Genomic DNA, 22,320 nt, shown 5'->3' on the forward strand with positions numbered 1-22,320 from the left:
TGTCCGCCTCCGGCCCTAGCGTACCCCTCGCGCGCTCGTCCTATGAGCCCACGGGTTCCCGCGGGGCACGGGCCGGCGTCCCCCGCTCGCCCCCCACCCGCAGCCACGCCTCCGTCAGGTTCACCAGCTGCGAGATGCCCACGGTGAGCACCAGGTAGATCAGAGCAATGAAGATGTACATCTCGAAGAAGCGGAAGTTCCGGGTGGCCACGAGCTGGCCCCTGCGCAGGAGCTCCTCCAGGGAGATGACCGCCACCAGCGACGAGTCCTTGAGCAACGCCACGAACTCGTTGCCCAGCGGCGGCACGATGCGGCGGAAGGCCTGGGGCAGGATGATGTGGCGCAGGGTCTGGGCATGGCTGAGTCCCGTGGACCACCCTGCCTCGAGCTGCCCGCGCTCGATGGATTGGATCCCGGCACGCACGATCTCGGCGATGTACGCTGAAGAGTTCAGGGAGAGGGCGGTGATCCCCGCGATTTCCCGGGGAATGGGTCCGATCACCTGCGGCAGGCCGAAGTAGACGAGGAAGATCTGTACCAGCAGCGGTGTGCCTCGAAAGAAGGTGATGTAGGCCGAGGCCAGCGACCGGACGGGCCACGGCCGGGCCAGGCGCGCGATGCCCACCAGCGTCCCGATCACGAGCCCGATGCCGACGGAGATGCCGGTCAGGCGAACGGTGAGCCAGGCCCCTTCGAGGATGTACGGCCACCTGGGCAGGACCAGATCCCAGCGTAGATCCACTCGATCCCCCACCTCTCACGCGGGACGGGGCGCCCGCCACGTCCCTTCCTTCACGGCCGGCAGGCGCCCCGTTCAGACCATGACCGGGCTCCGGATGCAGACCCGGTATCGGGGGCGGGCCTTCCAACTCGCCCCTTTTGACATGCGGGCTGAACGCCACCCTGAAGGCGGCTAGTTCACCCCGAACCACTTCTGGTAGAGCTCGTCGTAGGTTCCATCGGCACGCAGCTGCGCCAGGGCCCGGTTGATCTTCTCCAGGAGTTCGGTATCGCTCTTCCGCACGGCGATCCCGTAGTCCTCGGTGGTGAAGGGCTCGCCCACCACCCTGATGGCGTCGGGGTGCTGCTTCATGTACTCGATCGACACCAGCTCGTCCACCACCGCGGCGTCGGCCGACCGGTTGGCCAGCGCGCTGAAGGCCTGGTCGACGAACTGGTACGTGTCGAGCCGCTTGAGGCCCTGGATCTTCTCAGCCTCGAACTGACCGGTGGTGCCCAGCTGGACGGCCACCACCTTGCCCTTCAGGTCGTCGGGGCCCGCGATCTCCGTCTCGTCGGGCCGGGTGGCGATCACCTGGCCGGTGGTGAAGTAGGGATCGGAGAAACTGACCGTCTCGGCGCGCTCGGCGGTGATGGTCATGGCGGAGATGATCGCGTCGAACTCGCCCATCACCAGCGCGGGGATGATCCCGTCGAAGGCGGTGTTGACGATCTCTATCTTGACCCCCATCTTCTCCCCCAGGGCCCGGATCAAGTCCATGTCGAAGCCGGCGTACTCTCCGGACCGCTCGTCCACGTATTCAAAGGGAGGATAGGCAACGTCCGACCCCACCCTCAACGTCTGCTGGGCTGCCACGGCCACAGGGCTCGAAACGGTGGCTGCCGCCAGCAAGAGCACCGCCACCATGGCGGAGAGCAAGCGCTTCATGGTTCCCCTCCTCAAGTCTCGTCACCAGGAATCACTTACGACGGGGCCATCGACTGGAATCGCACCTGCACGCCGGATGGGCTTACGATTCGGCGTAGTGCATCCCATGTCCTTCTGAGGAAACCGCTCCCATCCCACTCCCATCCATGGAGCAGGCACGCGGTGGGCGGCGAAGGGGGAAAGCTGCCCGCCCGGCTGACCTGGTCTTTGCCCCCACACTCGCCTGCCGGGCGCCTTGCCCCGGGCCGGGCCCGGAACGCCGCACCTCTCCGTCGCCGCATGGGCCTCTCTCGCCCTGGGGGCGGGCAGGACTTACCCTAAGCCGCGCCATGATCGGCAGCCAGGTTTTGGGCTGCCTTACGTGGGTCGCTTCGCCCGCGGCTAGCCTCGACTCTCAACCACAGACCCGGGCGGGCTCCATCATTCTACTCGCGACGGCGGGGGTGCGCAACGCCCTGGGGGACGCCGAGGCCACCCGCCCCCGGAGCGCCTGCAGGCCGCCGGGGCCGCGGGTCGTCGCTCCCCGGGGCTCCGGACGGGCCCCTTCCTAATGGCCGGAGGATTTCCGGCCGATATGCAGAATATGCCAAGCCCACAGGGGGGCCGGGTCGATGGCACACCTCCACGGGCGCCCCGGCTGGGTTTCGTTGCCTGAGGCCGCCCAGACCGTCGGCACCAGCCTTCCGGCGTTGAGGTACCTCGCGCGCCGGCTGGCTCTCGTTCTCGGTGTGGCCCAGGACGATGGCGGGGACACGTACCTGCCCGCGAGCCGCCTGCAGGACCTGCGGCGCGCGGTCTCGCTGCGGGCGCAAGGCTACGGCCCGGGCGAGATCGAGGCGTTCTTGGCCGCTCCTGGCGCCCATGCCTCCTACGACGCCGGCCTGATCGAGCCCGCCCCCGCGCTCGCGGCCGGCCGTGCCCAGCCCGAACCTGCGGGATCTCCCGGGCGCGCGCCCTTCCAGGCAGGCCCTGCCCCCGTGGACGAGCCTTCCCTTCCCTTCCCCAGCAGGCCGTCGCTGCGCACGCCGCCCGGCCGTCGTTCCCGCTCGCAGGCGCACGGGGCGCGTCACGAGCTTCCCTTCCCCAGCGAGGACGTGCGGCGTGAGTTGGAGGCGCTGCGGCGTGAGAACCAAGAGCTGCGGCAGAGGGTCGAGGATCTGGTGACGTGGCTGCAGGCCCGAGACGCCGCCGCGGCCCCGCTTCGGCCGCCGGCGGCTCAGGCCCCGGCGCAGCCCGAGGGGACCCAACTCACCCGCACCCCGTCGGGCAACCTGCGCCCGGCCGTGGTCCGCAGCTGGAACCCGCCCGCCCTCAACGGTCGCCACTGAGCTTGAACGCTCAGTGCTGGTGGGCGTGCAGCTTCTCCACCGCTTCGACGACCCGCTCGGGTTGGAAGGGCTTCACCAGGTAGTCCTTGGCTCCGGCCGTGAGGGCTTCGATCACCATCGGTTTCTGGCCCATGGCGCTGCAGACGATGATCCGGGCGTTGGGGTCGATCTTCATGATCTCTCGGATGGCGGTGAGCCCATCCATCTCGGGCATGGTGATGTCCATGGTGACCAGGTCCGGCCGCAGGCTCTGGTACTGCTCCACCGCCTCACGCCCGTTCCCCGCCTCGCCCACCACCTGGTAGCCGTGCCGTTCCAGGACGTTCCTCAGGGTGAGCCGCATGAAGGCGGTGTCGTCGGCAACCAAGACCCGATACGCCACGCTGGTCCTCCTCCTTCTCCCCTACCCCTCCAGCCACGTCTCCGGGTTGAGGATGACCGCCACTCGCCCGCTCCCCAGGACGGTCGCCCCGGCCACCTCCGGCAGAGCCCGCATGACCCGGCTCAGCGGCTTGATCACCACCTCCTGGTGGCCGACCACCTCGTCCACCAGGCAGCAGACGCTCCGCCCCGCCCGCTCCAGCACCAGGGCCAGACCCTCCATGGGCGGCTCGCCGTTGGACGCCCGCAGCCGGAGGCGCTCATCCAGGGCGATCACCGGCAGCACCGCGCCGCGCCAGTTGAGTACCGTCCCGGCCCGCATCCGGCGGATGTCCGCATCGCCGGTCCGCAGCACCTCTGAGACCACATCCATGGGCAGGGCGAGGGTCTCGCCAGCCACCTCCACCAGCAGGGCCTGAATGATGGCCAGGGTGAGAGGGAGCTCCAGCCGCACCCGGGTGCCCCGCCCGGGCTCCGAGGTCACCTGGAGGCCGCCGCCCGCGCCCTCCACCGCGGCCCGGACCACGTCCATCCCCACGCCCCGGCCCGAGACGTCGCTCACCTGCGCGGCGGTGGAGAAACCGGGGCGGAAGATCCAGTCCAGGGCCTGCCGGTCCGAGAGCTCGTCGACCTCCGCCTGGGTGAGCAACCCCCGCTCCACCAGCCGGCGGCGGATCGCAGCTGCGTCGATCCCGGCACCGTCGTCAGCCACCTCGATGACCACCCGGTTCCCCTCCTGCCGGGCGGCCACGGCCAGCCGGCCGGCAGCAGGCTTGCCGCGCCGGACCCGCTCGGCGGGTCGCTCGATGCCGTGGTCGATCGCGTTCCGTATCAGGTGGATGAGCGGGTCCGCGAGGGAGTGGATCAACGACCGGTCCAGCTCCGTCTCCTCGCCCTCCATCTCGAGCTCCACCTGCCGGCCCAGGCTCCGGGCCAGGTCGCGCACCATGCGGGGAAAGCGCTGGAAGATGAAGCGGAGCGGAACCATGCGAAGGGCCATCACGCCGGCCTGGAGGTCCGTGGAGACCCGGTCGATCCCCTCCACCACCTCCCGGGCCAGCCCGCTCTCCTCAGCCACGCTGAGGAGGCGGTTCCGCTGGATGACCAGCTCGCCCACCAGGTTCACGAGCTGATCCAGGCGTCCCACGTCCACCCGGAGGGAGCGCTCGTTGAGGAAGGTGTCCCGCACCGCTCCAGGCTCTCGGGCGGCTCCCGGGCCTCCCTCGCGGGCCCCCACGGGCGGGGGCGCCGTCCCGTTCCCGTGCGCACGCGGGGCGGCCTCCGTCTCCGGGGGCGCCTCCACCCGGCGGGCGACGGCCTCGCGCACGTCGGCGACACCGTTCACCCGGGCCGCCAGCGCCTCGGGCGGCTCCGAGGAGATCACCAGAAGCCGGAAGGTGTCGTCGAAGCGCTCCTCGTCCAGGGCCTGGGCCGGGGGCACCGATTTCACGATCTCGCCCACCTGCTCCAGGTTCCGGAAGATCAGGAAGACCCGGACGGACTTCATCCGGCAGTCCGGGTGGAGGCGCACGAGCAGGTCCGTTGCACCCAGGCCCCGCCGCGCCGCCTCCCGCAGGATCTCTTCATCGTAGAGGTCCAGTTCGAGCGCGGGCCCATCCGGGCGGCCGGTGACGGCGCCCTCGGTCGCGCCGGCGGCCGGCTTGCGCCCCGCCAGACCGTTGGACGGCGGGGTCCTGGCGGCCTCGCTTGCTTGTTCCTGCGCGTCCCGGGCGACCAGCCCGGCGAAGCCCGAGCGGACGCGTGCCTCCAGGTCGCCCAATTCCCGGGCTGCCCGCTCCATCTCCGTCCCGTCGCCCTGCTCGTTCGCCACCAGCCACGCTTCGAGCCCGTCGCAGCTGGAGAGGAGGAGGTCCAGGTCGTCGGGGGTGAGCCGCTCGCCCGTCTCCCGCAGGCGGCTGAAGAACTCCTCCATGGCATGCGTGAGCCCCACCACCGCCTGCTCGCCCAGGGTGGCGGCCATCCCCTTGAGGCTGTGGGCGGCCCGGAAGAGCTCGTCCACCACCTGAGGGTCGGTGCCGGCGTCCAGCTGCAGGAGCCCCCGGTTGAGCAGGTCCAGGTACTCGTGGCTCTCGCTCAGGAAGAGCGCACGCTCCTCGCCAACGCTCATGCGCCCCGCTCTCCCTCCTGGGCGACGGCCTGAACGTGCTCTTCGGCCTCCTGGCGGGCCTGTTTCAGCGTCTCCAGGGAGACCTCCAGGTCCGCCTTCAGCAGCCGGGGCAGATCCACGACCAGGATCAGCTCGTCCTCGACCCGTGCGATCCCCGTGAGGGGGGCCCGGGCCTCGTCGGACCACTGGCGGGGGGCGGCGTGGATCTGGCTCTGGTCGAGGGTGGAGACCTCCTGCACGTCGTCCACCTCGATGCCGATGGCCTCGCCCTCCAGCTCGCAGACCAGGACCCGGCTGTCGTGGTGTGGGTTTTCGGGCGCGCCCAGCTTCATGCGCAGGTCCACCACGGGCACGACCTCGCCCCGTAGGTTGGCCACGCCCCGCACGTAGGGGGGAGCCCCGGGAAGGCGGGTGAGCGGGGGAGTGCGGAGCACCTCGCGCACGTCCGTGACGCCCACCGCGAAGCGGTCGCCGCCCAGTTGAAAGATGACCACCTGGTTACCTGACTCGTCTGCCACCGCTAACCCCCCCTAGCCAACAGACCGGACCCGCTGGGCGGCGTCCACGATCTCGGTGATGCGCACACCGTACCGCTCGCCGCCGATAACGACCACCTCGCCCCGGGCCACGGGCACGCCGTTGGCCAGGAGCTCGATGGGCTCGCCCTCCATGTGCTCCAGCTCCACCACGGACCCCGCACCCATCGAGAGGATCTCGGCGACGCTCAAGTGCGCCCGCCCCAGGCGGGCGCTGAGCTGGACGGGGATGTCGCGGATCAGGTCGATGCGCAGGTTGCCCAGGGCCTGGCCCTCCCGTCCCGGGAGGTGGGTGGGCTCGAAGGCCGGCCGCTCTCCGGCGTTCCCGGGCGGCGGGGCTGACCGGGCGGAGGCCACCGAAGCGGCTGCGGCCGGTCGGGCAGCGGGGCTCGCCGAGCCCGCCCCGGGCCGATCCGGAACCGGACCCTTCGCGGGCGCCAGCGCTTCCTTCGACGGGCCGGCCGCCTGCGCCGGCTGGGGCCCCGACGCCGCCTCCTCGACGCTGGCAAGGAGCTTGGACGCCAGGTCCTGGCCGAAGGTGAGCGGCATGACTTGGAAGAAGGACGTCTCGAAAAGGTCCTTCACGCTCATCTCGAACTCGACCACCACCATCGGCTCGGCGACCTCGACCAGGCTCTCCTTCTTCAGGTCCTTCCGCTTCACCACCGGCGGGGTGATGCCCACCGAGCTCCGGACCATCTCGGTCATGGCGGTGGCCGCGGAGCCCATCATCTGGTTCATGGCCTCGGCCAGCGCCGAAAGCTCGATCTCGTTGAGTTCGGGGCTGCTGGTGTCGGCTGCGTCGCCCAGCATGATGCCCGCCACGGCCTTGGCCTCAGACTCGCCCAGGAGGAAGAGGCTCTGCCCCACCAACCCGTCCTCGAAGTGGACCTCCACCGCCAGCATGGGGCGCTCCACGCTCTTGCGGAACCCCTCGCGGGAGTGGACCGAGAGGCGGGGCGCGGTGATGGTCACCTTGTGACCAAGGATGCTGCTGAGCGCGGTCGCGGCGGATCCCATGCTTACCGTGGTGACCTCCGCCAGCGCGTCGGCCTCGTCGACGCCGAGCGGTCCTTCGGCCGCGGGCGACGTCGCCTCGGCGAACTCCTCCGGCAGCGGGTTAGGGCCGGCGTTGGACCCCAGGAGACGGTCGATCTCGTTCTGGGAGAGGAGGGGTTCCTCATCCGGCATGTCTGCTCGCCCCCTGACGCGCCGGCCCCGTGATCAGGACGGCAGTATGGTTGCCCACACGCCCCGGTGTTCCCCGGAACTTGGTGCGGGTGCCCACCACGATCTCGATGGTGCCCTCCGGTCCCGTCTGGAGCGGCACCACGTCGCCGGCGGCCAGCTCCACCAGCTCGGCCAGGGTGACCTCGGCGCGGCCCAGGATCGCCTCGACCGGGGCCGTCACCTGTCCCAGGTGCCGGGCCCAGGCCGTCTGCTCCTTGGCCGTGGGCTGGCGGCGGCTCTTCAGCACGAACTCGGCCGAAAGGTGGGAGAGGAGCTGGTCCAGGTCGTCGAAGGCCAGGCCGAGGCTGAGGTTCTCCGCCCGATCCTCCAGGCCGAGCTGAAAGGTGCCCACCAGGGCCGTATCCTGGTCGTAGAGGAGGTTCAGGTAGACCGGGTTCGTCTCCACCCGGGAGAAGGCGACCTCGAGCGGAAGGAACTCCTTCCACGCCGCCTCCATGCGCCGCCCCATCTCGGCGAAGAGCTGGCGGCGCAGCACGGACATCTCCACGTCGGTCAGCTCCCGGTCTTCGCCCCGGTCGCCCGGGCCGCCGCAGAGGCGCTCGTAAAGGGCCAGGGTGACCCCCGGCTCCAGCTGCAGCACCATGCTGCCCTCCACCGGCTTCAGGGTGTAGACGGTGAGCACCGAGGGATTGGGCAGCGACCGCCGGAACTCGCCGAAGGGAAGCTGCTGGAGGGCGGTGAGCTGGAGCTGCACCTCCTGGCGGGTGTGGGTGGCAAGAAAGCCCGCCACCGACCGGCCCCAGGATTGCACCACCCGTTCCAGGGCCCGCATCTGCTCCCGCGAGATGCGATCGGCGCGCCGGAAGTCGTACCGCGTGACGCCCGCGAGGCTCTCTTCCTCTTCTTCCAGCTCCCCGGAGCGGAGCTGGTTGATCAGCGCGTCGATCTCATGCTGGGACAGGTTGCGCTCCAATGGATCCTCGCTCCTTCAGCGGCGCTCGTCGAAGAACCGGGCCTTCGGCATGGGCACCCGGTAGGCGCCGGCCGCCTTCCGCTCGGCCTGGAGCACACCCGCCTGCTCCAGGAGCCGGCCCATGGCGGCCCGCAGCCGATCCTCACGCCCGCGGACGTCTTCCAGCAGGCGCCGGGCCAGGTCCCGGCTCTCGCGCACCAGCGCCCGGCCTTCGCTCAACCGGGGAGCGGCCTCCTCCTCGGCCCAGGCGGGGATCTCGCCCACCCGCAAGGTGAAGGCGTCAATCCCCCACAGGCGGCTGAGCTCGTCCTCCAGCTGCCGGGCTTCGCGGGCCAGCCCCTCCGCCTGGACCAGGTAGCGCTCCTGGCGCCGGAGGAGCTCCTCGAACCGGTCGAGGACCTCGAGGCGGGAGAGGTCTCCCTCCGCGTCGCCCTGGGCCAGCGCCTTCCGGTAGACGTCCCGCCGCTGGGCGTACAGGCCGATGAGCCTGTCCAGCAGCGGCACCCAGAGTTTGCGGGCGGGAACGGCGACGCCCATCATCCGCCCGCCCTCTCATCCCGCGCCGGCTGGCCCTTGCCCTGGACGACGCCCTCGTACCATCCCTCCCGGAGCTCGCTCACCAGGTGGATGACCTCGTCGATGGGCTCCACCTTCTTGCCCACGTTCGCCTGGACCAGGCGCTGGTAGAGGTATCGATAGAGCTCGTGGAGGTTGGCGGCGATCTCGCCGCCGGCCGCCATGTCCAGCGAGCCGATGAGCTCGCTGATCACATCTTGAGCCCGGGTCAGGTCGTGGTGGGCCTTCTGCCGATCGCCCACCTCGATGGCCCGGCGTGCGCTCCGCCCGAAGCGGATCGCCCCGTCATACAGCATGAGGATGAGTTGCTCCGGCGGAGCCGTTTCGATCTGGGTGCGGCGGTACGCCTGGTACCCCTCGGCCCCTGCCGTGATGCGGAAGCTCATGGACCCCCTCGCCCCTTCCGGTCCCTGTCGATGTAGTAACCTCCGCCGGGACCACGGCGGACCCGCACGAGCCTGCGCCCCTTGAGGGTGAGCACCTGCTCCCTCACGTACGAGGGGGCGACGTTCAGCTCCCGCCCGATCTCCGACGACGTGACCGGCCGGGCGTAACTCGACGCCCGCTGAGCCAACACCCGCAGGATCTCGTGGTGGATCCGCTTCAGGCTTCCGGACTCATCCCCCGCGAGGCGGGGCTCAGCCTGCACTCCCCCCGCCTCCCGGAGCCAGCGCACTGATCTGTGCGAGCTGGCCGGCCAGGGCGTTCCCCTGGGCGTTCAGGGTGGCGAGCATCTGCTCCATGCGAACGAACTGCGCCCGCAGGTTCGCCTCACGCAGGTCCAGCCGCATCTCGAGGCTGTCGATCTGCTCGTTGATATCGTCGATCATGCCCGTGTACATGCTCTGGCGCGAAGAGATGAGCCCCGACGACTGGGTGTACTGCCCGATGAGCGACACCGCCCGGCGGGCGACGCCGTTGGCGCCATCAGCGGTTTGCTCTGCGGCAAAGAGCTTTTCGACCGCAGCAGGATCCTTGGAGAGCTGCTCGCGCAGCTTGGCCTCGTCAAGGGTGAGCTTGCCTTCACGGGTGGTGGTGATTCCGGCCAGTGCCAACTGGTCCAGCCCCGTCAGGCCGGTCACCCGGTCCGTGATCGAGGTGCGCACCCGGGAGACGAGCTGGACCAGGGCCGTGTCGCCCTGTAGCACCGCTTCCTTCGCGAGCTTCTCCTGTGCGAAGGTGTAGAAGCTGTTGTACTGGTCCACGAAGGCCTTGATCTTGGAGACGGGGGTGTCGACATCGGCCTTGACCTCAACAGTAACCGGCCCACCGCTAGCAACGAGATCGAGAGTGACACCCATGATCTTGCCAGTGACGGTATTGGAGGCACTTGTGACATCAACACCATCGATGGTCAGGCTGGCATCATCGGCCGTAGCAATCCGGGTAGCGGTTGCCCCAGCGTTGTCCGCAACAGAGAAGTCGCTGGCCTTCCCGGTCTGCTCACCCTTCAGCACGAGCGTCCCCTCAATGACAGAAGCCTTCACACCGATGGCTTGGCCGTTAATCTTCTCCGCGAGGCTGTTCAGAGTATCCGTGGCAGTGTAATCAATGGTCTTGGTCGTGGTGGCGAACGTAAACGTCAACGTTCCGCCACTACCTAGCGAGTCGGTCCCGGAATTGACACCCGACTTCGTGAGGTTCCACTGAGCCGCAGTAGCCAAGCTAGTCACTTTCACCGAGTAGTTCCCCGATATCGCCCCAGCACCCGCGGTTGCCTTGACGATCTTCTCATCCGACGACGTCGCGATCTTCGCATCAAATACTCCGCTCGCCAGCAAGTCCTTCAGCTTGCCCTCCAGGTTCGACAGCCGGGTGTTCACGTCGCGCCAGGCGGACTGCTGCTCCTCGAGGCGGCTGCGCCTCTGCTCCATGAGCGTGATGGGGCGCCGTTCGAGGGCCATGAGCTGCTGGATGAGCTGCTCGGTATCCAACCCGCTGACCATTCCGCTGAAGTAGACAGACACGGTGGAACCTCACCTCCACACAGGTGGCAGAACTCCGATCAGAGACGCGGAACCTCAAGCCCTCCGGTCGACGCGAATCCCCAGGTACTCCTGGATGCCGCGCATCACCTGGAGGATCTCCTCCGGCGGCACCTGACGGACCAACTCGCCGGTGAGCCCGTCGCGTATCTCGACGACGATCCGGCCGGTGGACTCGTCCACCCGGTAGCGAAACTCCCTGAAGACCGGGATCGTCGTTTCCGTCCGTTGTTCTGACGGGGACGCGGCCCGCGGCTCCTTTCGCCGCGCTTCCTCCCACGAGATGGTCTCGCGGGGCCGCGCGCCCTCCGCCACCTGCCTCACGCCTTCCACGTGCCGGGTTGCAGTCGTACGTCCATCCATGAGTCAACTCACCTCTCAGCGGGGTGGGCCGAGAGGATCTTCCTGGTACAGGTATCGAAGCCGAGGGGCCAAAACTTTAGGCGGGATCCCACGCCGCGAAGGCGCAGGATCGGCGCTAGCGGTCCTGTAGACGAGTGTCGCCAGCGAGGGGGCGAATAGATCACCCGCATGCGACGATGTTTCGTGAAACGAGCGCGTTCGCTGTCAGGAACGGTTCTGGGAAGGTGGCATGCACCCGCGGTGCGCTGCCGAGGGCGTTGGCGCCCGGCGGCTAGAACGGCCGGTGTCAATCCGACTCTGGGACGGTTTCTTCCTTCGATGTCTCCCGATCTGGGGGGGCCGGCCGGTGCCGGCCCAGGAGGCTGTCCAGCTCGCCTAGACGGCCGGGTTCCTGGAGCTGGAGGGCGGCGCGCCGGTTCTCCTCCTGGATCTCCCGGTAGATCTCCTCCCGGTGGACCGGGATCCGCCGGGGCGCATCGATACCCAGCTTCACCTGGTCTCCGTGGACGTCCACCACCACGATGCGGATGTCGTCGCCGATCATGATGCTCTCGTCCCGCTTGCGGGTGAGGACCAGCATCGGACCCACGTCCCTCCATGGACACCGGCACCGACGTCCGTGGCTCGAGTGGCGGGCTAAAGGAGCTTGGTCGGAAGGCTCACCCGGCGCGCACGGCCGCCCAGCGCCCGTCGAACAAGAGCTGGCGCGTCGGGTAGTCTTCCTCTTCGAGCACCCACTGCATCCCGAGGCGGCGACCCCGGTGGATCAACACCGGCGCCTTGAGGTTGACGGTCGCCTTCTCCACTGCTCCCGGCAGGGTGACGACGCCGTACACCTCGATCTCGCCGGACTCATTCGGCTCAAGCTCGGCCAACTCCTCGCGCCGCAGGGAGAGCCGGTACTCGGGGAAGAACGGGCGGGGATCCACCAGGATGAACGCCAGGCCGGGTTCCTCCACAGCCTGGAGGAAGCGGAAGACGCTTCCCGGCTGATGGTCCAGCAGCGCGTAGCGCCGGACCTCCTCGAAGCCGATCATGCCCGAGGGGAAGGTGATGACATCCTCCTCCCTCACGTCGATGCGGCCGAACTGGGTCGTTTCAATCTCCATGATCCAGCCCCCTTGCCCCGGCCCGTGGCCGGAGCGTCCATCAGCGCAGGTAGTCCGCGAGGTTGGGCTGCAGCACCCGGGCCCCCACCTGCAAGGCTACCCGATAGGCGTACTCCTGCATGCTGAGCTCCATGACCTTCTCCTCGATCTCCACGTCCTCGTTCTTTGAGAGGAGCTCCTTGAGGTTGATGTCGAACTCCTTCATGCGCATGTCGGCCATCTCCACCCGGTTGGTGCGGGCGCCGGTGACCGAGCGGGCAGCGATGATGGTGTCGAGGGCGGTGTCGAGGGCGGCGAGGTCGGCACCTCCCACCTGCGCTGGATTGTTGACCAGATCGAACTCCACTTGCTCCAACGCATCAAGCGCGGGCTTAAAGACGGGCCCTCCTACCACGTTGATCTGTAGCGTGGCAGATGGTCCGATCGGGTAGTCCATCGTCCCGGAATCGCCGGCGTAGGTATAGGTAGGCGGAGGCCCACCGCCGGGAGTGAACAGGTCAGGCGGCCCTACCTGTCGATCTACTTTGTACCCACCGAAGATGCGACGTCCCTCATGCTCTGTCTCTGTCACTTGGAGAAGTGCTTCCTTAAGCTGCTTGATCTCGCCAGCAATGGCATCACGCGCCTCTTGGGGGAGGCTGCCGTCAGCCCCTCGCACGGTCAACTCACGTGCGCGCTGAAGGACAGTCGTTGCTTCGTTCAACGCCGCGTCGGTCGCGTTGAGCCACGACTTAGCGTCGCGGAGGTTGGCATCGTACCGACCCGTCTCCCCAAGGGACCGACGCAGGTCGTAGCTGCGGGCGATGCGTGCCGGGTCGTCGGAAGGCAGCCGGATCTCCTTGCCTGAGGAGAGCTGCTCGTTCAGGCGATCCAGCCTTCGCATGTTGCCCTGGAGACTCTGCAGCACATGAGCACTCATCATACCTTGAGTAATACGCATCGAACGGTCACCTCCGTCTCGACACCGTCACCGAGCCCTAGAGACCCACCCGACCCGTGCGCGTGATCAACTGCTCCAGCATGGAGTCCACCGCTGTGAGCACCCGTGACGAGGCACTGTACGCGTGCTCGAACCGCAGCATGTTGGTGAGCTCCTCGTCCAGCGAAACCCCAGATACCGCAGCCCGCTGGTTTTCGAGGTGGTTCATTAGGACCTCCTGGCTGTCGACGCGAACTTGCGCCTCCTGACCGAGGGAGCCCACGCGAGCCAGCAGTGCTTCAACGGACTCATCAGGCGTCATCCCCAGGGTTGGCAGGTCAACGTTGGCAAGGGCCGCAATGGCCGCGGCAACGTTCCCGTTACCGGGTTCACCCAGGGCATCGGCTGCGGCAATCTCCTCTGGTGTCGTGAGAGCCAGCCCGATGTCCAGCGCGCTCGCTCCCGAAAAGAAGTCCCCCCCTGCGTTATCGTTCAGGTCATAGGTGTTGGGATTGGACGCATCGTTGTGAAGGTTGTTCACGGCTGTGATGAGGTCTCTTGCCAGCGCATCCAGGTCCTTGATCCACTGGACGATCCTGCTGTCGCGCAGCTCCACCATCGCTCCCAGCTTGGAACCAGGCTGCGCAAGCTGCTGACTGTCTGCGACCCACTCGACCCTAGCCGCCTGTAGAGGTGGATCGACGAACCCAGAGGCGCCATCCTGGGTGACGTTCACCACCTGAAGCACGTACGCCCGGTCCTCATCCACCAGCATGTGGTCGCCCATGCGGACGTTGATCTGGCCGTCCCGCCCGTCCTCGATGGTGAAGCCCACGACCTGGGAGAGGTCCCGCAGGAGCTGGTCCCGCTTGTCCATCAGGTCGTTGGGTTGCTGGCCCAGGCGGACCACCTTGGCGATCTCCTTGTTGGTCTGGGCGATGCGGTCGGCGAGGGTGTTCACCTCGTCGACCTGCACCCGGATCTGGCGGTCCAGGTCGACCCGGAGCTCGTGCAGCTGCTGGCGGGTGTGGCGGAAGGCGTCGGCCACGCCGCGGGCCCGTTCGAGCACCACCTCGCGCTCGGGGATGCTCTCGGGTCGCTTGGAGAGCTCGTTCCACGCCTCCCAGAACCAGTCGAGGGCCTGGCCGATGCCGCTCTCGGTGGGCTCCATCAGGAAGCGCTCCACCTGGCCCACCCCCCCGGCGATCTGCTCCCAGTAGCCCAGGGTCGAGTCCTCCTGCAGGAGCTGAATCTGGGTGAAGGCGTCGTGCATGCGGCGGATCTGGGTGACGTTCACGCCCGTGCCCACCTGGCCCTCGGGCCAGGCGTCGATGGGCGGGGTGGCCTGCAGGATGCCCACCTGGCGGGTGTAGCCCGGGGTGTTGGCGTTGCCCACGTTGTGGCTGGTGACGTCCAGCGAGCGCTGGTGGGCCATGAGCGCCCGCTTCGCGATCTCGATGCCCAGAAAGGTTCCGGCCAAGGGAAGCCCTCCTTCGATGCCGAGCAGGCGGGAAAGCACAGGGCGGCAAGGGCGCGCCTCACCGCAGGGCGCAGCCCAGAACCCACCCGAGCCGGCTCGCGCTCACACGTGACGGTCGATGATGACCCGTGGCTCGGCCTGCTGCAAGCGCCCGTCACCGGAGTAGGTCTGAAGGCCGGGACGCAGGTGCTCCAGCATGAAGTGCACCCAGGCCGCCTCCTGCTCCAGGAGCGCCTGGTTGGCCTGCTGCAGCGAACGCACCCTCTGCAGCCGGCGCCGGTCCGCATCGCTCCACTGCGGAGCAACCTGTGCCCGGTCGGTGACGGCCGCGACCTCTTGCGGCGATGCCACGGCGCCTCCCTGGTCGCGGGCCCCGGATGCGGTCACCCACCGCGTCATCTCGGCCTCGAGGGCCTCGGTGGTCTCCAGCAGCCTCTCGGGGCGGCGCTTCCGGATGGCCTCCTGCTGGCGACGGAGGAGGGCCTCCAGCCGCCGGAGCGAAGCAGACGCCCCCGGGGCGTCCGGGCGGGACACGTCAGTCTCCCTCCCTGCCACCGGGGGCACCCTCTGCGTCCTGGGTGGACGGCAGGTCCGCGGCCAAACGGTCCACCAGGAATCGGGCGAACATCTTCTCGGCCACGTCGGCCGAGTCGACACGATAGGTTCCGGCGTCCAGGGCCTTCCGCAGCTCGGCCACCTTCGCTTCCCGCACGTCGGGCATCCCCGCCAGGGCTTCCCGGACCTTCTGAATCTCCCGGGCCTCCTTGGACAGGGTGACCCTGTCGGGACGGGGCCGGCCGCCGCCCGGGCCCGCCTTCACCTTCTGCGCGCCCTGCACCTGGTAGATACGGACCACCCGCTGGACCTGCGCCTCGGAGACGATCATGCTCCACCTCCACCCCCGCCGTTGCCGGCTCATCTTACCTTTCGGCATGCGCCTCCGGCAACTTTACGGAGGCTGCCGGAGGGCCCGACGGCCGCGGGTACGCCGTCCCCTCGCTCCCGCGGTCGAAGGCTCGCGGGCGGGCACTCTCAGTCTGCTACAGTCTATCGCCGGTACCGCTCCCGGCGCTCCTCGAGCCAGTGCCGTCCCAGGTGGAAGCGAGCCGGAGATTCAGATGGCCTGGATTCCACCGGGGGCCGGGTCTGGGCAGCGGCCGCCTGCTCCATCGCCCGAGTGCAGTCCGAGCAGAGACGTCCGGTGCTGATCGACGCCCCGCATCGCTCGCACTGGAGGGCATCAGGATCACCCACCAACTCCAACCGGCCCTCCCGGAGGAAACGTCGGATGTGGTCCGCATCCACGCCGGTTGCTTGGCTCACCTCCATGAGGTTGGCCTCGGGATGATCCCGGAGGTAGTCCACCACCGCCTCGAAGGCCTCGGCGTCCTCCCGCTGGCACTGGGGGCAAAGGCTGCCCAACCGGCCGTCCGTCAGGCGCCCGCACCGCACGCAGTTCCTCAGCGCCATGAGCATCCCACCTCCGGTTACCGCTGCATCGGACTTACTGCCCCGCACGGTAGAGTTCCGATCACTCAGGGCGATCTCCTTCCGGTGGCGGCGTGACCGCCAGGGTGAGGACGTCCACCCTCCGGGCACCCGCCGCCAGTAGCGTCCGGGCGGCCTCCCGGCAGGTGGCGCCAGTGGTCAGCACGTCGTCCACCAGCAGAATCCGGCGCCCCCGTACACTCCTGGCATCGGACACCGCGAAGGCGCCCTGAAGGTTCCGCCTCCGGGAGCCCTCGTCCAACCCCACCTGGGGCGCCGTGGGCCGAGGCCGGGCCAGGAGCTCGGGCCGCAGGGGGCGGGCCAGCAGCCGGGCCACCCCCGCGGCCAGCAGCTCGCTTTGGTTGTAGCCCCGTTCCTGCAGGCGGCCCGGGTGGAGGGGCACCGGTACCACGGCCGAGGTGGTCGCGAAGAGAAGCTCCTCGCGAGCCAGGAGGCCCATGAGCGCGCCCAGTGGCAGCGAGAGCTCCGCCTCGCCCCGGTACTTCAGCCGGTGGACGGCGGCCCGCAGCCAGCCGCTGTAGAGCCCCACGGCCCGGGCCCGGGCGAAGGCGGGTGGGTCCCTGCGGCAACGGGGGCACTCCACCGGACCCCCGGCCACCCGCAGGAAGACCTCCCGGGTCCGGCGCAAGACCGGCGGCCATCGCCCCTTCTCGCCCCTGGTTCCGGGCGGGTCCCTCACCCTTTCAGGCTCGGTGGGTTGCCCGCACCGTTCGCAGAGGAAGCCGTGGAGCCGCGGGAGCTCGGCCAGGCACTCCGGGCAGAGGGGCTCGCTCCGCGCGGTGACCGGGCCGTCCCGGCAGATCAGGCAGAGGGGCGGCCGGGGGTAGACCCACGCGCCGAGCCGTCGTCCCCACTCGGCCGCCGCGGCCCGGGCTCGGGCCGCCACCGTGGGAGGGCCCGCGCGCCTGCCGCCGGGCGGGAGCCACCCCGGGGCGCTCACGGCGCCTCCCCCGGCGCGGCGGAACCCAGGAGACCCTCCCGGGCCGCCCTCCGGTTCATCCCGCGAACGGCGAGCAGGGCCCGCCAGACTTCCCGGGAGGGCCAGGCGCCCGCGAAGAGCACCCTCCCCGCAGGATCCTCCGGGCTCCGGCCGGACCGGCCCGCCATCTGCACCAGGGCGGCCGCATCGAAGACGGGGTGCTCGGGGAAGAGGACCATCACGTCCACCGCCGGGAGGGTGACCCCCCGCTCCAGCAGGGAGGTACTCACCAGGACCCCCACCCGCCCGCGGCGGAAGCGCTCCAGCGTCTCGTCCCTGGCGGGATGCCCAGCCCAGATCGTACCCACCGGCTCCCCCACCAGGCGGGCCAGCACGGGGGGCAGCGCCTGCGCGAGGGTCACCGTGGGCACGAAGATCAGGAGCCGCGCCCCCCGGGCCCGCGACGCCCGCAGCCAGACCGCCAGGCGCCGGGGCCAGGCCCCCGGGACCTGCCAGGCAAGGAGCCTGGGATCCCACAGGAGCCGGGGCTCGGGCAAGGCGTGGCCGTGGGGCCGCACGGGCAGGAAGAGGAGGCCCGTGCGCCCCCGGCCCCGGCCTCCACCCCGACCTCCGGCTTGCCGCCGGAGCCATGTCGGTGGGGTGGCGCTCACCCAGAGCCGCTTCGCCCCTGGCAGGGCTGCCCGCTCCACCGCCCTCCGGAGGATCTCGTGGTCCCGGAAGGGGAAGGCGTCCACCTCGTCGACGGCCACCAGGTGGAAGGCACGGTGGAACCGGAGGCACTGGTGGGTCGTGGCCACCACCAGGGGCGCTCCCGGATCCGGCCGGCTCTCCTCCGGCGCGCCCCCGTACCAGGCGCTCACGGGCAGCGGGGCGAAGGCGGATCGGATGCGGGGCTCCAGCTCCCGCACCACCTCCCGCCGGGGGGTGGCCACCAGCACCCGGCCCTGGGCCCGGAGGGTCGCGGCCGCCGCGGCCAGGAGCATCTCGGTCTTCCCCGCGCCGCAGGCCGCCCAGAGCAGCATGGACCCGGGGCCGGCAGGCTCCGTGGCCCAGCGTGCCAGGGCATCGGCCACCCGGCGCTGGGCCGGGGTGAGGCGAAAGGGAAGGCGGGGCCAGCTCGGAGAATCAGGCGCGCCCAGAGGGCACCCGCCGCCGGGAGCGGGCCAGGGGGTGGCAGGTCTCGCCGGGAAGCGGTAGAGCCGGTCGCAGCCGCGGGCCGGCCCCAGTGTCGCGCACTCCTCGCAGAAGGGACAGTCCGTTCGCCCGCAGCGGCCGCAGGGCAGGAGACGGATCGCGCTCCCGCCGCACCGGAGGCAGGTCCACCCGCGAGGACCGCGTTCGATCGCGGGGACCCGGTCGACCCACCCGGCCGCCACCGCCGCCGCCAGGGTCTCCAGGTCCGACGGCGCCCCGCCGGCACGGCGGGCCAGCTCGCTCTCCAGGAGCGCCTGGCCCTGCCAGCGGTCCAGCAGGCGCGCCCCCACGGGCGCGCCTCCATCCTGCTCGTACGACGACATGAAAAACGCCTCCTGCCCCTGGGGCACGAGGCTCACGCGCCATCCGGCCGGGAACGGATCACTCCCTGGTTTCGCCGGCCGCGGGCGCGGTCCTGCCGGCCTCCTCCACTTCCAGCTCCGCCACCCCGCCGCCGGCGTCGTACCGGACCCGGGCCAGGTGCAGGGGAGCGCCGGGTCCGGCCAGGAGGTAGGGGAGCAGGCGCCGGTCCACATCGGGCAGCGAGGCGCGTTCCAGCTCGGCCCGATCGAACCAGCGCAGGGCCCCCTCCCCACCGTCCCGCTCGGGGCCCGGCGCGGCCGTTCCCTGGAAGACGAAGAGCAGCCAGTTGTAGGCCGGGTGGGGACCGGTCTCGGAGGTGATCATCCGCAGCTCCAACCGCTCCAGCTCCAGGCCCGTCTCCTCCCGCACCTCCCGGCGGATGGCCTCCTCGGGGGACTCGCCCGGCTCCACCTTGCCGCCCGGGGCGGTCCAGAGGCCGGCGAAGGGCTCCTTGGTGCGGCGGATCATGAGGTACCTCCCCTCTCGCTCCACGTAGCAGAGGGCGCTGGGCCGCTGCCGCTCTGGATCCACCCAGAGCGCCTCCAGCGGCGCGGCCAGGTGCCGCTCGCGCCAGAGGGCCTCCAGGGCCGGGCGAAGCGCCTGCACTGGGCGGATCCTCGGCGATCCCTGCCCCAGGACGTCCACCAGGCGCCGTGCCATCCGGCTGTGGCGTGCGAGGAGGGCCCCGCTGCTGCGGCAGTACCGCTCCAGCGCGTCCACCTGCCCCACCAGCACCACCAGCCGCCGGGCCCGGGTGATGGCGGTGTAGAGGAGGTTCCGGCTCATGAGCGCCGGCATCACCGACACCACCGGCATGACCACCGCCGGGTACTCGCTGCCCTGGCTCTTGTGCACCGAGGTCGCGTAGGCGAGCTGCAGCTCGTCCAGCTCGCCGGGCCCGTAGAGTACCTCCTGGCTCTCCTCCCCCTCGTCGAAGACGACGGTCACCTGCTCCTGCTCCGGGTCCACGGCCGCCACCCTCCCCAACTCGCCGTTGAAGACCATCTTCTCGTAGTCGTTCCGCACCTGCATCACCCGGTCGCCCACCCGGAACCGCTCCGGCTCACCCTCGGGCGTGGTCCCTCCGGTCACCTCGGCCTTCCCCGGGTGGGCCGGGTTGAGGGCCTCCTGCAGCGAGCGGTTGAGGCCGTCGGCGCCGCTGGGACCCCGGCGGGTGGCGCAGAGCACCTGGATCTGGGCCGGGGTGAGGTCCGGGGCGAAGGAGGGGAGGCGGCGGCTCACCAGATCGGTGACAAGGGCGGGGATCGCCTCGGGCTCGGCCGGGATGAAGAAGAACTCGCCCCCCGGCCGGTTCCACACCGGGCGCCGGCCCGTCCGGATGCGGTGGGCGTTCTGGACGATGAGGCTCTGCTCGGCCTGGCGGAAGATCTGCCGGAGGCGGAAGCTCGGCACCACCCCGGACTCCAGCAGGTCCCGGAGCACCTGGCCGGGGCCCACGGAAGGGAGCTGATCCGCGTCACCGATGAGGATCAGGCGGGTGGGCGGCCGGACGGCGGCCAGGAGGCGGGCGAAGAGGGGCAGGTCCACCATCGAGAGCTCGTCCACCAGCACCACGTCCGCGTCCAGGGGGTTCCCGGCGTTTCGCACCCAGCGGGCACCCGCCCGCTCGCCTGCGCCGGGCACGTACGTGAACTCCAGGGTCCGATGGAGGGTGCGGGCAGGGAGGCCCGTCGCTTCCCGCAGTCGCCGGGAGGCCCGGCCCGTGGGCGAGGCGAGCAGGAGGCGGACCTGCCGCGCCTGGCACCAGGCGGCCACCGCCCGGGCGAGGGTGGTCTTGCCCGTTCCCGGCCCGCCGGTGATGATGAGCACAGGCTGGACCAGGGCCTGGACCAGGGCCTCCCGTTGCTCAGGCGCCAGCTCGAGCCTGCTGCTCCGCTCGGCCAGCGCCACCTCCTGGGAGAGCCGCGCGGGGTCCACCCGCTGGGCGCCGCGCCGGGGAGCTTCCGGGCCTGGCTCGCCGTCCTGCTCCCGCCCGGACGCCATCGCCGGCTCCCGCTCTCCCTCCGGGGACGGGCTCGACAGGAGCAGGCGCAGGCGCAGGCACACCTCGAGCTCCGCCTCGTACAGGTAAGGAAGGTAGACCGCGTCCACCTCGCCCGGCTCCTGCACCACCTCGTCCCGTTCCGCCGCGGCGGCGAGGGCTTCCTCGAACCGCTCGGGGGGGATGCCCTCCTGCACCACCTCCCGCTGCAGGTCCGGGCGGGGGAGGAAGGTGTGGCCGGCAAGGGTGGCCTCCTGCAGCCGGTGGCGGATCAGGGCTCTGGCCCGCTGGGGGCCGTCCACGGGGATCCCCAGGCTGCGGGCGATGCGGTCTGCGGTGAGGAAGCCCACGCCCCGCACGTCGTAGATGAGCCGGTAGGGGTCTTCCTGGATGCGGGCGACGGTGCGCTCCCCGTAGGTCTGGTGGATGCGGGCCGCGAGCGCGGGGCCCACGCCGTGACCCTGCAGGAACAGGAAGGCCTCCCGGGCGTCCTTCTGGTCCTTCAGGCCCCGGTGGATCCGGCGCGCCTTCTCGCGCCCCACCCCTTCCACCTCCGTGAGGCGCCGGGGGGCCTCCTCGATGACCTCCAGGGTGCGGGCGCCGAAGCGCTCCACCAGCCGGCGCGCCAGAACGGGCCCCACCCCGGGGATGGCGCCCGAGGCCAGGTACCGCTCGATGGCCTCCGCGCCCGTGGGCTCCACCACCTCCACCGCGTCGGCCTCGAACTGCTGGCCGTAACGGGGGTGCTGGGTCCAGCGACCGAAGAGGCGCACGGGCTGGCCGTCCTTCAGCTCCGGAAGGTTCCCCACCACGGCGACCCGGCCCCCGCCCTCCTGCTCCAGGCGCAGGACCGTGAAGCCGTTCTCGGGGTTGCGAAAGGTGACGCGTGCGACCCGACCGTCGATCCGGTCGGGCCGCTGGTCGCCGGATGGGTTCACCGCCGCCGCCCTCCTGCCCGCTGCCCTCCACCGGTTTCGACGCCTCGAAGCCCGCTCCTCCCGCTGCACGCCCAGGCCGGGCCCGCCCAGAGGGCGTGCGGGATCTCAGAGGGCCGTCGTGCCGGGCCCGCAGGGCACCAGGTCGTCGCGCAGGTGGGCGGCGCCCAGCCGCAGGGCGGTGACGGCGATGCGGGTGCGGTCGTCGGCGCCAAGCTTGCGGTAGATGCTGCTCACATGGTTCTTCACGGTGTGGGGGCTGATGTAGAGCGCGGCTGCGATCTCTCGGTTGTTCAAACCGTTGGCCAGGAGCTCGAGGATCTCGCGCTCCCGCCCGGACAGATCCTTGAGCCCCTGGGCGATCCGGTCCTGCTGAGGCCGTCGATCCACGTCAAATCCCGCCGTTTCGTCTCGGTAGCGTAAGAAGGGGCTTGGCTCCTTCGTTGCCCAGACTATGGCGGCACGTGGACGAGTGTGACAGGCCCATGAACCCCACGCACCCGCTCCGCGCTCTTCCCGGCCCACCCCGGCAGGAATCGTGCCCGGGAGGGACCGGGGACCCGCCGACGTGGGGTCGATCAGCGGGTCCCCATCCACTACGGTGCGCTCCGGCCGGCGCTGGGGTACGGAGTCCTTTCCGCCGACCTTGCTGCGCCCCGCTCCTTCCCGGACTGGATTGGGGATCGGGTTTTTGGTTGATGGGTCGGCTCACGAGGCTGGGGATTCCCTCGCGTGGGCT

24 protein-coding genes are annotated in these 22,320 nt (G+C 70.3%); 1 reads left to right on the forward strand and 23 read right to left on the reverse strand.

Annotation, left to right across the window (positions count from 1 at the left end):
- Positions 1 to 40 precede the first annotated feature (40 nt).
- Together LIP_RS13865 and LIP_RS13870 are read right to left on the reverse strand one after the other, a co-directional pair.
- A complete protein-coding gene (locus LIP_RS13865) occupies positions 41 to 742 on the reverse strand; it encodes an amino acid ABC transporter permease (RefSeq protein WP_082726361.1) in 702 nt (233 codons plus the stop codon).
- Between the two features lie 171 nt (positions 743 to 913).
- Complete coding sequence (locus LIP_RS13870; RefSeq protein WP_068139638.1) at positions 914 to 1,669, reverse strand: basic amino acid ABC transporter substrate-binding protein; 756 nt, start codon at positions 1,667 to 1,669, stop codon at positions 914 to 916.
- A gap of 611 nt (positions 1,670 to 2,280) precedes the next feature.
- Here LIP_RS13870 and LIP_RS13875 point away from each other — a divergent pair.
- Positions 2,281 to 2,997 carry a hypothetical protein gene (locus tag LIP_RS13875; RefSeq protein WP_068139642.1) on the forward strand — a complete coding sequence of 239 codons (717 nt, stop codon included), beginning with the start codon at positions 2,281 to 2,283 and terminating at the stop codon, positions 2,995 to 2,997.
- A 10-nt stretch (positions 2,998 to 3,007) separates the two neighbouring features.
- Here the strand turns inward: LIP_RS13875 and LIP_RS13880 are convergent, their stop codons facing one another.
- The 21 genes from LIP_RS13880 to LIP_RS19345 form a co-directional block, all read right to left on the reverse strand.
- Complete coding sequence (locus LIP_RS13880; protein WP_068139645.1) at positions 3,008 to 3,379, reverse strand: response regulator; 372 nt, start codon at positions 3,377 to 3,379, stop codon at positions 3,008 to 3,010.
- A 21-nt stretch (positions 3,380 to 3,400) separates the two neighbouring features.
- Positions 3,401 to 5,506, reverse strand: a complete 2,106-nt coding sequence (locus LIP_RS20120) for a chemotaxis protein CheA (protein WP_068139649.1) — start codon at positions 5,504 to 5,506, stop codon at positions 3,401 to 3,403.
- Positions 5,503 to 6,024, reverse strand: coding sequence for a chemotaxis protein CheW (locus LIP_RS13890; protein WP_068139651.1), 522 nt, complete (start codon positions 6,022 to 6,024; stop codon positions 5,503 to 5,505). The genes LIP_RS20120 and LIP_RS13890 overlap by 4 nt, the downstream gene beginning before the upstream one ends.
- 12 nt (positions 6,025 to 6,036) lie before the next feature.
- Entirely contained in the window at positions 6,037 to 7,233 is a 1,197-nt protein-coding gene (gene fliY, locus LIP_RS13895) for a flagellar motor switch phosphatase FliY (protein WP_068139652.1), read from the reverse strand.
- Positions 7,223 to 8,206 (reverse strand): flagellar motor switch protein FliM, encoded by a 984-nt coding sequence (locus tag LIP_RS20125; RefSeq protein ID WP_068139655.1) that lies wholly within the window; start codon positions 8,204 to 8,206, stop codon positions 7,223 to 7,225. The genes fliY and LIP_RS20125 overlap by 11 nt, the downstream gene beginning before the upstream one ends.
- Positions 8,207 to 8,221: 15 nt before the next feature.
- Positions 8,222 to 8,746 (reverse strand): hypothetical protein, encoded by a 525-nt coding sequence (locus LIP_RS13905; protein WP_068139660.1) that lies wholly within the window; start codon positions 8,744 to 8,746, stop codon positions 8,222 to 8,224.
- The gene (gene fliS, locus LIP_RS13910) at positions 8,743 to 9,168 is read right to left on the reverse strand and encodes a flagellar export chaperone FliS (RefSeq protein WP_068139664.1); all 426 of its coding nucleotides are present in this window, start codon (positions 9,166 to 9,168) and stop codon (positions 8,743 to 8,745) included. The genes LIP_RS13905 and fliS overlap by 4 nt, the downstream gene beginning before the upstream one ends.
- Complete coding sequence (locus LIP_RS13915; protein WP_198409560.1) at positions 9,165 to 9,431, reverse strand: Rrf2 family transcriptional regulator; 267 nt, start codon at positions 9,429 to 9,431, stop codon at positions 9,165 to 9,167. Before LIP_RS13915 ends, fliS begins: the two co-directional genes overlap by 4 nt.
- A complete protein-coding gene (gene fliD, locus LIP_RS13920) occupies positions 9,421 to 10,749 on the reverse strand; it encodes a flagellar filament capping protein FliD (RefSeq protein WP_068139668.1) in 1,329 nt (442 codons plus the stop codon). The genes LIP_RS13915 and fliD overlap by 11 nt, the downstream gene beginning before the upstream one ends.
- Before the next feature lie 54 nt (positions 10,750 to 10,803).
- Complete coding sequence (locus LIP_RS13925; RefSeq protein WP_082726362.1) at positions 10,804 to 11,130, reverse strand: flagellar protein FlaG; 327 nt, start codon at positions 11,128 to 11,130, stop codon at positions 10,804 to 10,806.
- A gap of 286 nt (positions 11,131 to 11,416) precedes the next feature.
- Positions 11,417 to 11,710 carry a carbon storage regulator CsrA gene (gene csrA / locus LIP_RS20640; protein WP_068139673.1) on the reverse strand — a complete coding sequence of 98 codons (294 nt, stop codon included), beginning with the start codon at positions 11,708 to 11,710 and terminating at the stop codon, positions 11,417 to 11,419.
- Positions 11,711 to 11,789: 79 nt separating this feature from the next.
- Positions 11,790 to 12,239 carry a flagellar assembly protein FliW gene (gene fliW / locus LIP_RS13935; RefSeq protein WP_068139676.1) on the reverse strand — a complete coding sequence of 150 codons (450 nt, stop codon included), beginning with the start codon at positions 12,237 to 12,239 and terminating at the stop codon, positions 11,790 to 11,792.
- A gap of 40 nt (positions 12,240 to 12,279) precedes the next feature.
- The gene (gene flgL / locus LIP_RS18075; RefSeq protein ID WP_082726363.1) at positions 12,280 to 13,179 is read right to left on the reverse strand and encodes a flagellar hook-associated protein FlgL; all 900 of its coding nucleotides are present in this window, start codon (positions 13,177 to 13,179) and stop codon (positions 12,280 to 12,282) included.
- A gap of 37 nt (positions 13,180 to 13,216) precedes the next feature.
- Positions 13,217 to 14,638, reverse strand: a complete 1,422-nt coding sequence (gene flgK / locus LIP_RS13945; protein ID WP_068139680.1) for a flagellar hook-associated protein FlgK — start codon at positions 14,636 to 14,638, stop codon at positions 13,217 to 13,219.
- A 102-nt stretch (positions 14,639 to 14,740) separates the two neighbouring features.
- Positions 14,741 to 15,172 carry a flagellar export chaperone FlgN gene (gene flgN / locus LIP_RS13950; protein WP_068139682.1) on the reverse strand — a complete coding sequence of 144 codons (432 nt, stop codon included), beginning with the start codon at positions 15,170 to 15,172 and terminating at the stop codon, positions 14,741 to 14,743.
- A 1-nt stretch (position 15,173) separates the two neighbouring features.
- Positions 15,174 to 15,524, reverse strand: a complete 351-nt coding sequence (flgM, locus tag LIP_RS13955) for a flagellar biosynthesis anti-sigma factor FlgM (RefSeq protein ID WP_068139686.1) — start codon at positions 15,522 to 15,524, stop codon at positions 15,174 to 15,176.
- A 161-nt stretch (positions 15,525 to 15,685) separates the two neighbouring features.
- Entirely contained in the window at positions 15,686 to 16,108 is a 423-nt protein-coding gene (locus LIP_RS13960) for a MerR family transcriptional regulator (protein WP_144440513.1), read from the reverse strand.
- A 61-nt stretch (positions 16,109 to 16,169) separates the two neighbouring features.
- Positions 16,170 to 17,087, reverse strand: a complete 918-nt coding sequence (locus LIP_RS20135) for a ComF family protein (RefSeq protein ID WP_068139691.1) — start codon at positions 17,085 to 17,087, stop codon at positions 16,170 to 16,172.
- Complete coding sequence (locus tag LIP_RS13970; RefSeq protein ID WP_068139694.1) at positions 17,084 to 18,604, reverse strand: helicase-related protein; 1,521 nt, start codon at positions 18,602 to 18,604, stop codon at positions 17,084 to 17,086. Before LIP_RS13970 ends, LIP_RS20135 begins: the two co-directional genes overlap by 4 nt.
- A 58-nt stretch (positions 18,605 to 18,662) precedes the next feature.
- A complete protein-coding gene (locus LIP_RS13975; RefSeq protein WP_068139696.1) occupies positions 18,663 to 21,584 on the reverse strand; it encodes an AAA family ATPase in 2,922 nt (973 codons plus the stop codon).
- Between the two features lie 105 nt (positions 21,585 to 21,689).
- Positions 21,690 to 21,971, reverse strand: coding sequence for a helix-turn-helix domain-containing protein (locus tag LIP_RS19345; RefSeq protein ID WP_068139697.1), 282 nt, complete (start codon positions 21,969 to 21,971; stop codon positions 21,690 to 21,692).
- Positions 21,972 to 22,320: the final 349 nt, after the last annotated feature.

It is taken from the genome of Limnochorda pilosa, assembly GCF_001544015.1.
In the GTDB taxonomy this organism is placed as follows: Bacteria; Bacillota; Limnochordia; order Limnochordales; family Limnochordaceae; genus Limnochorda; species Limnochorda pilosa.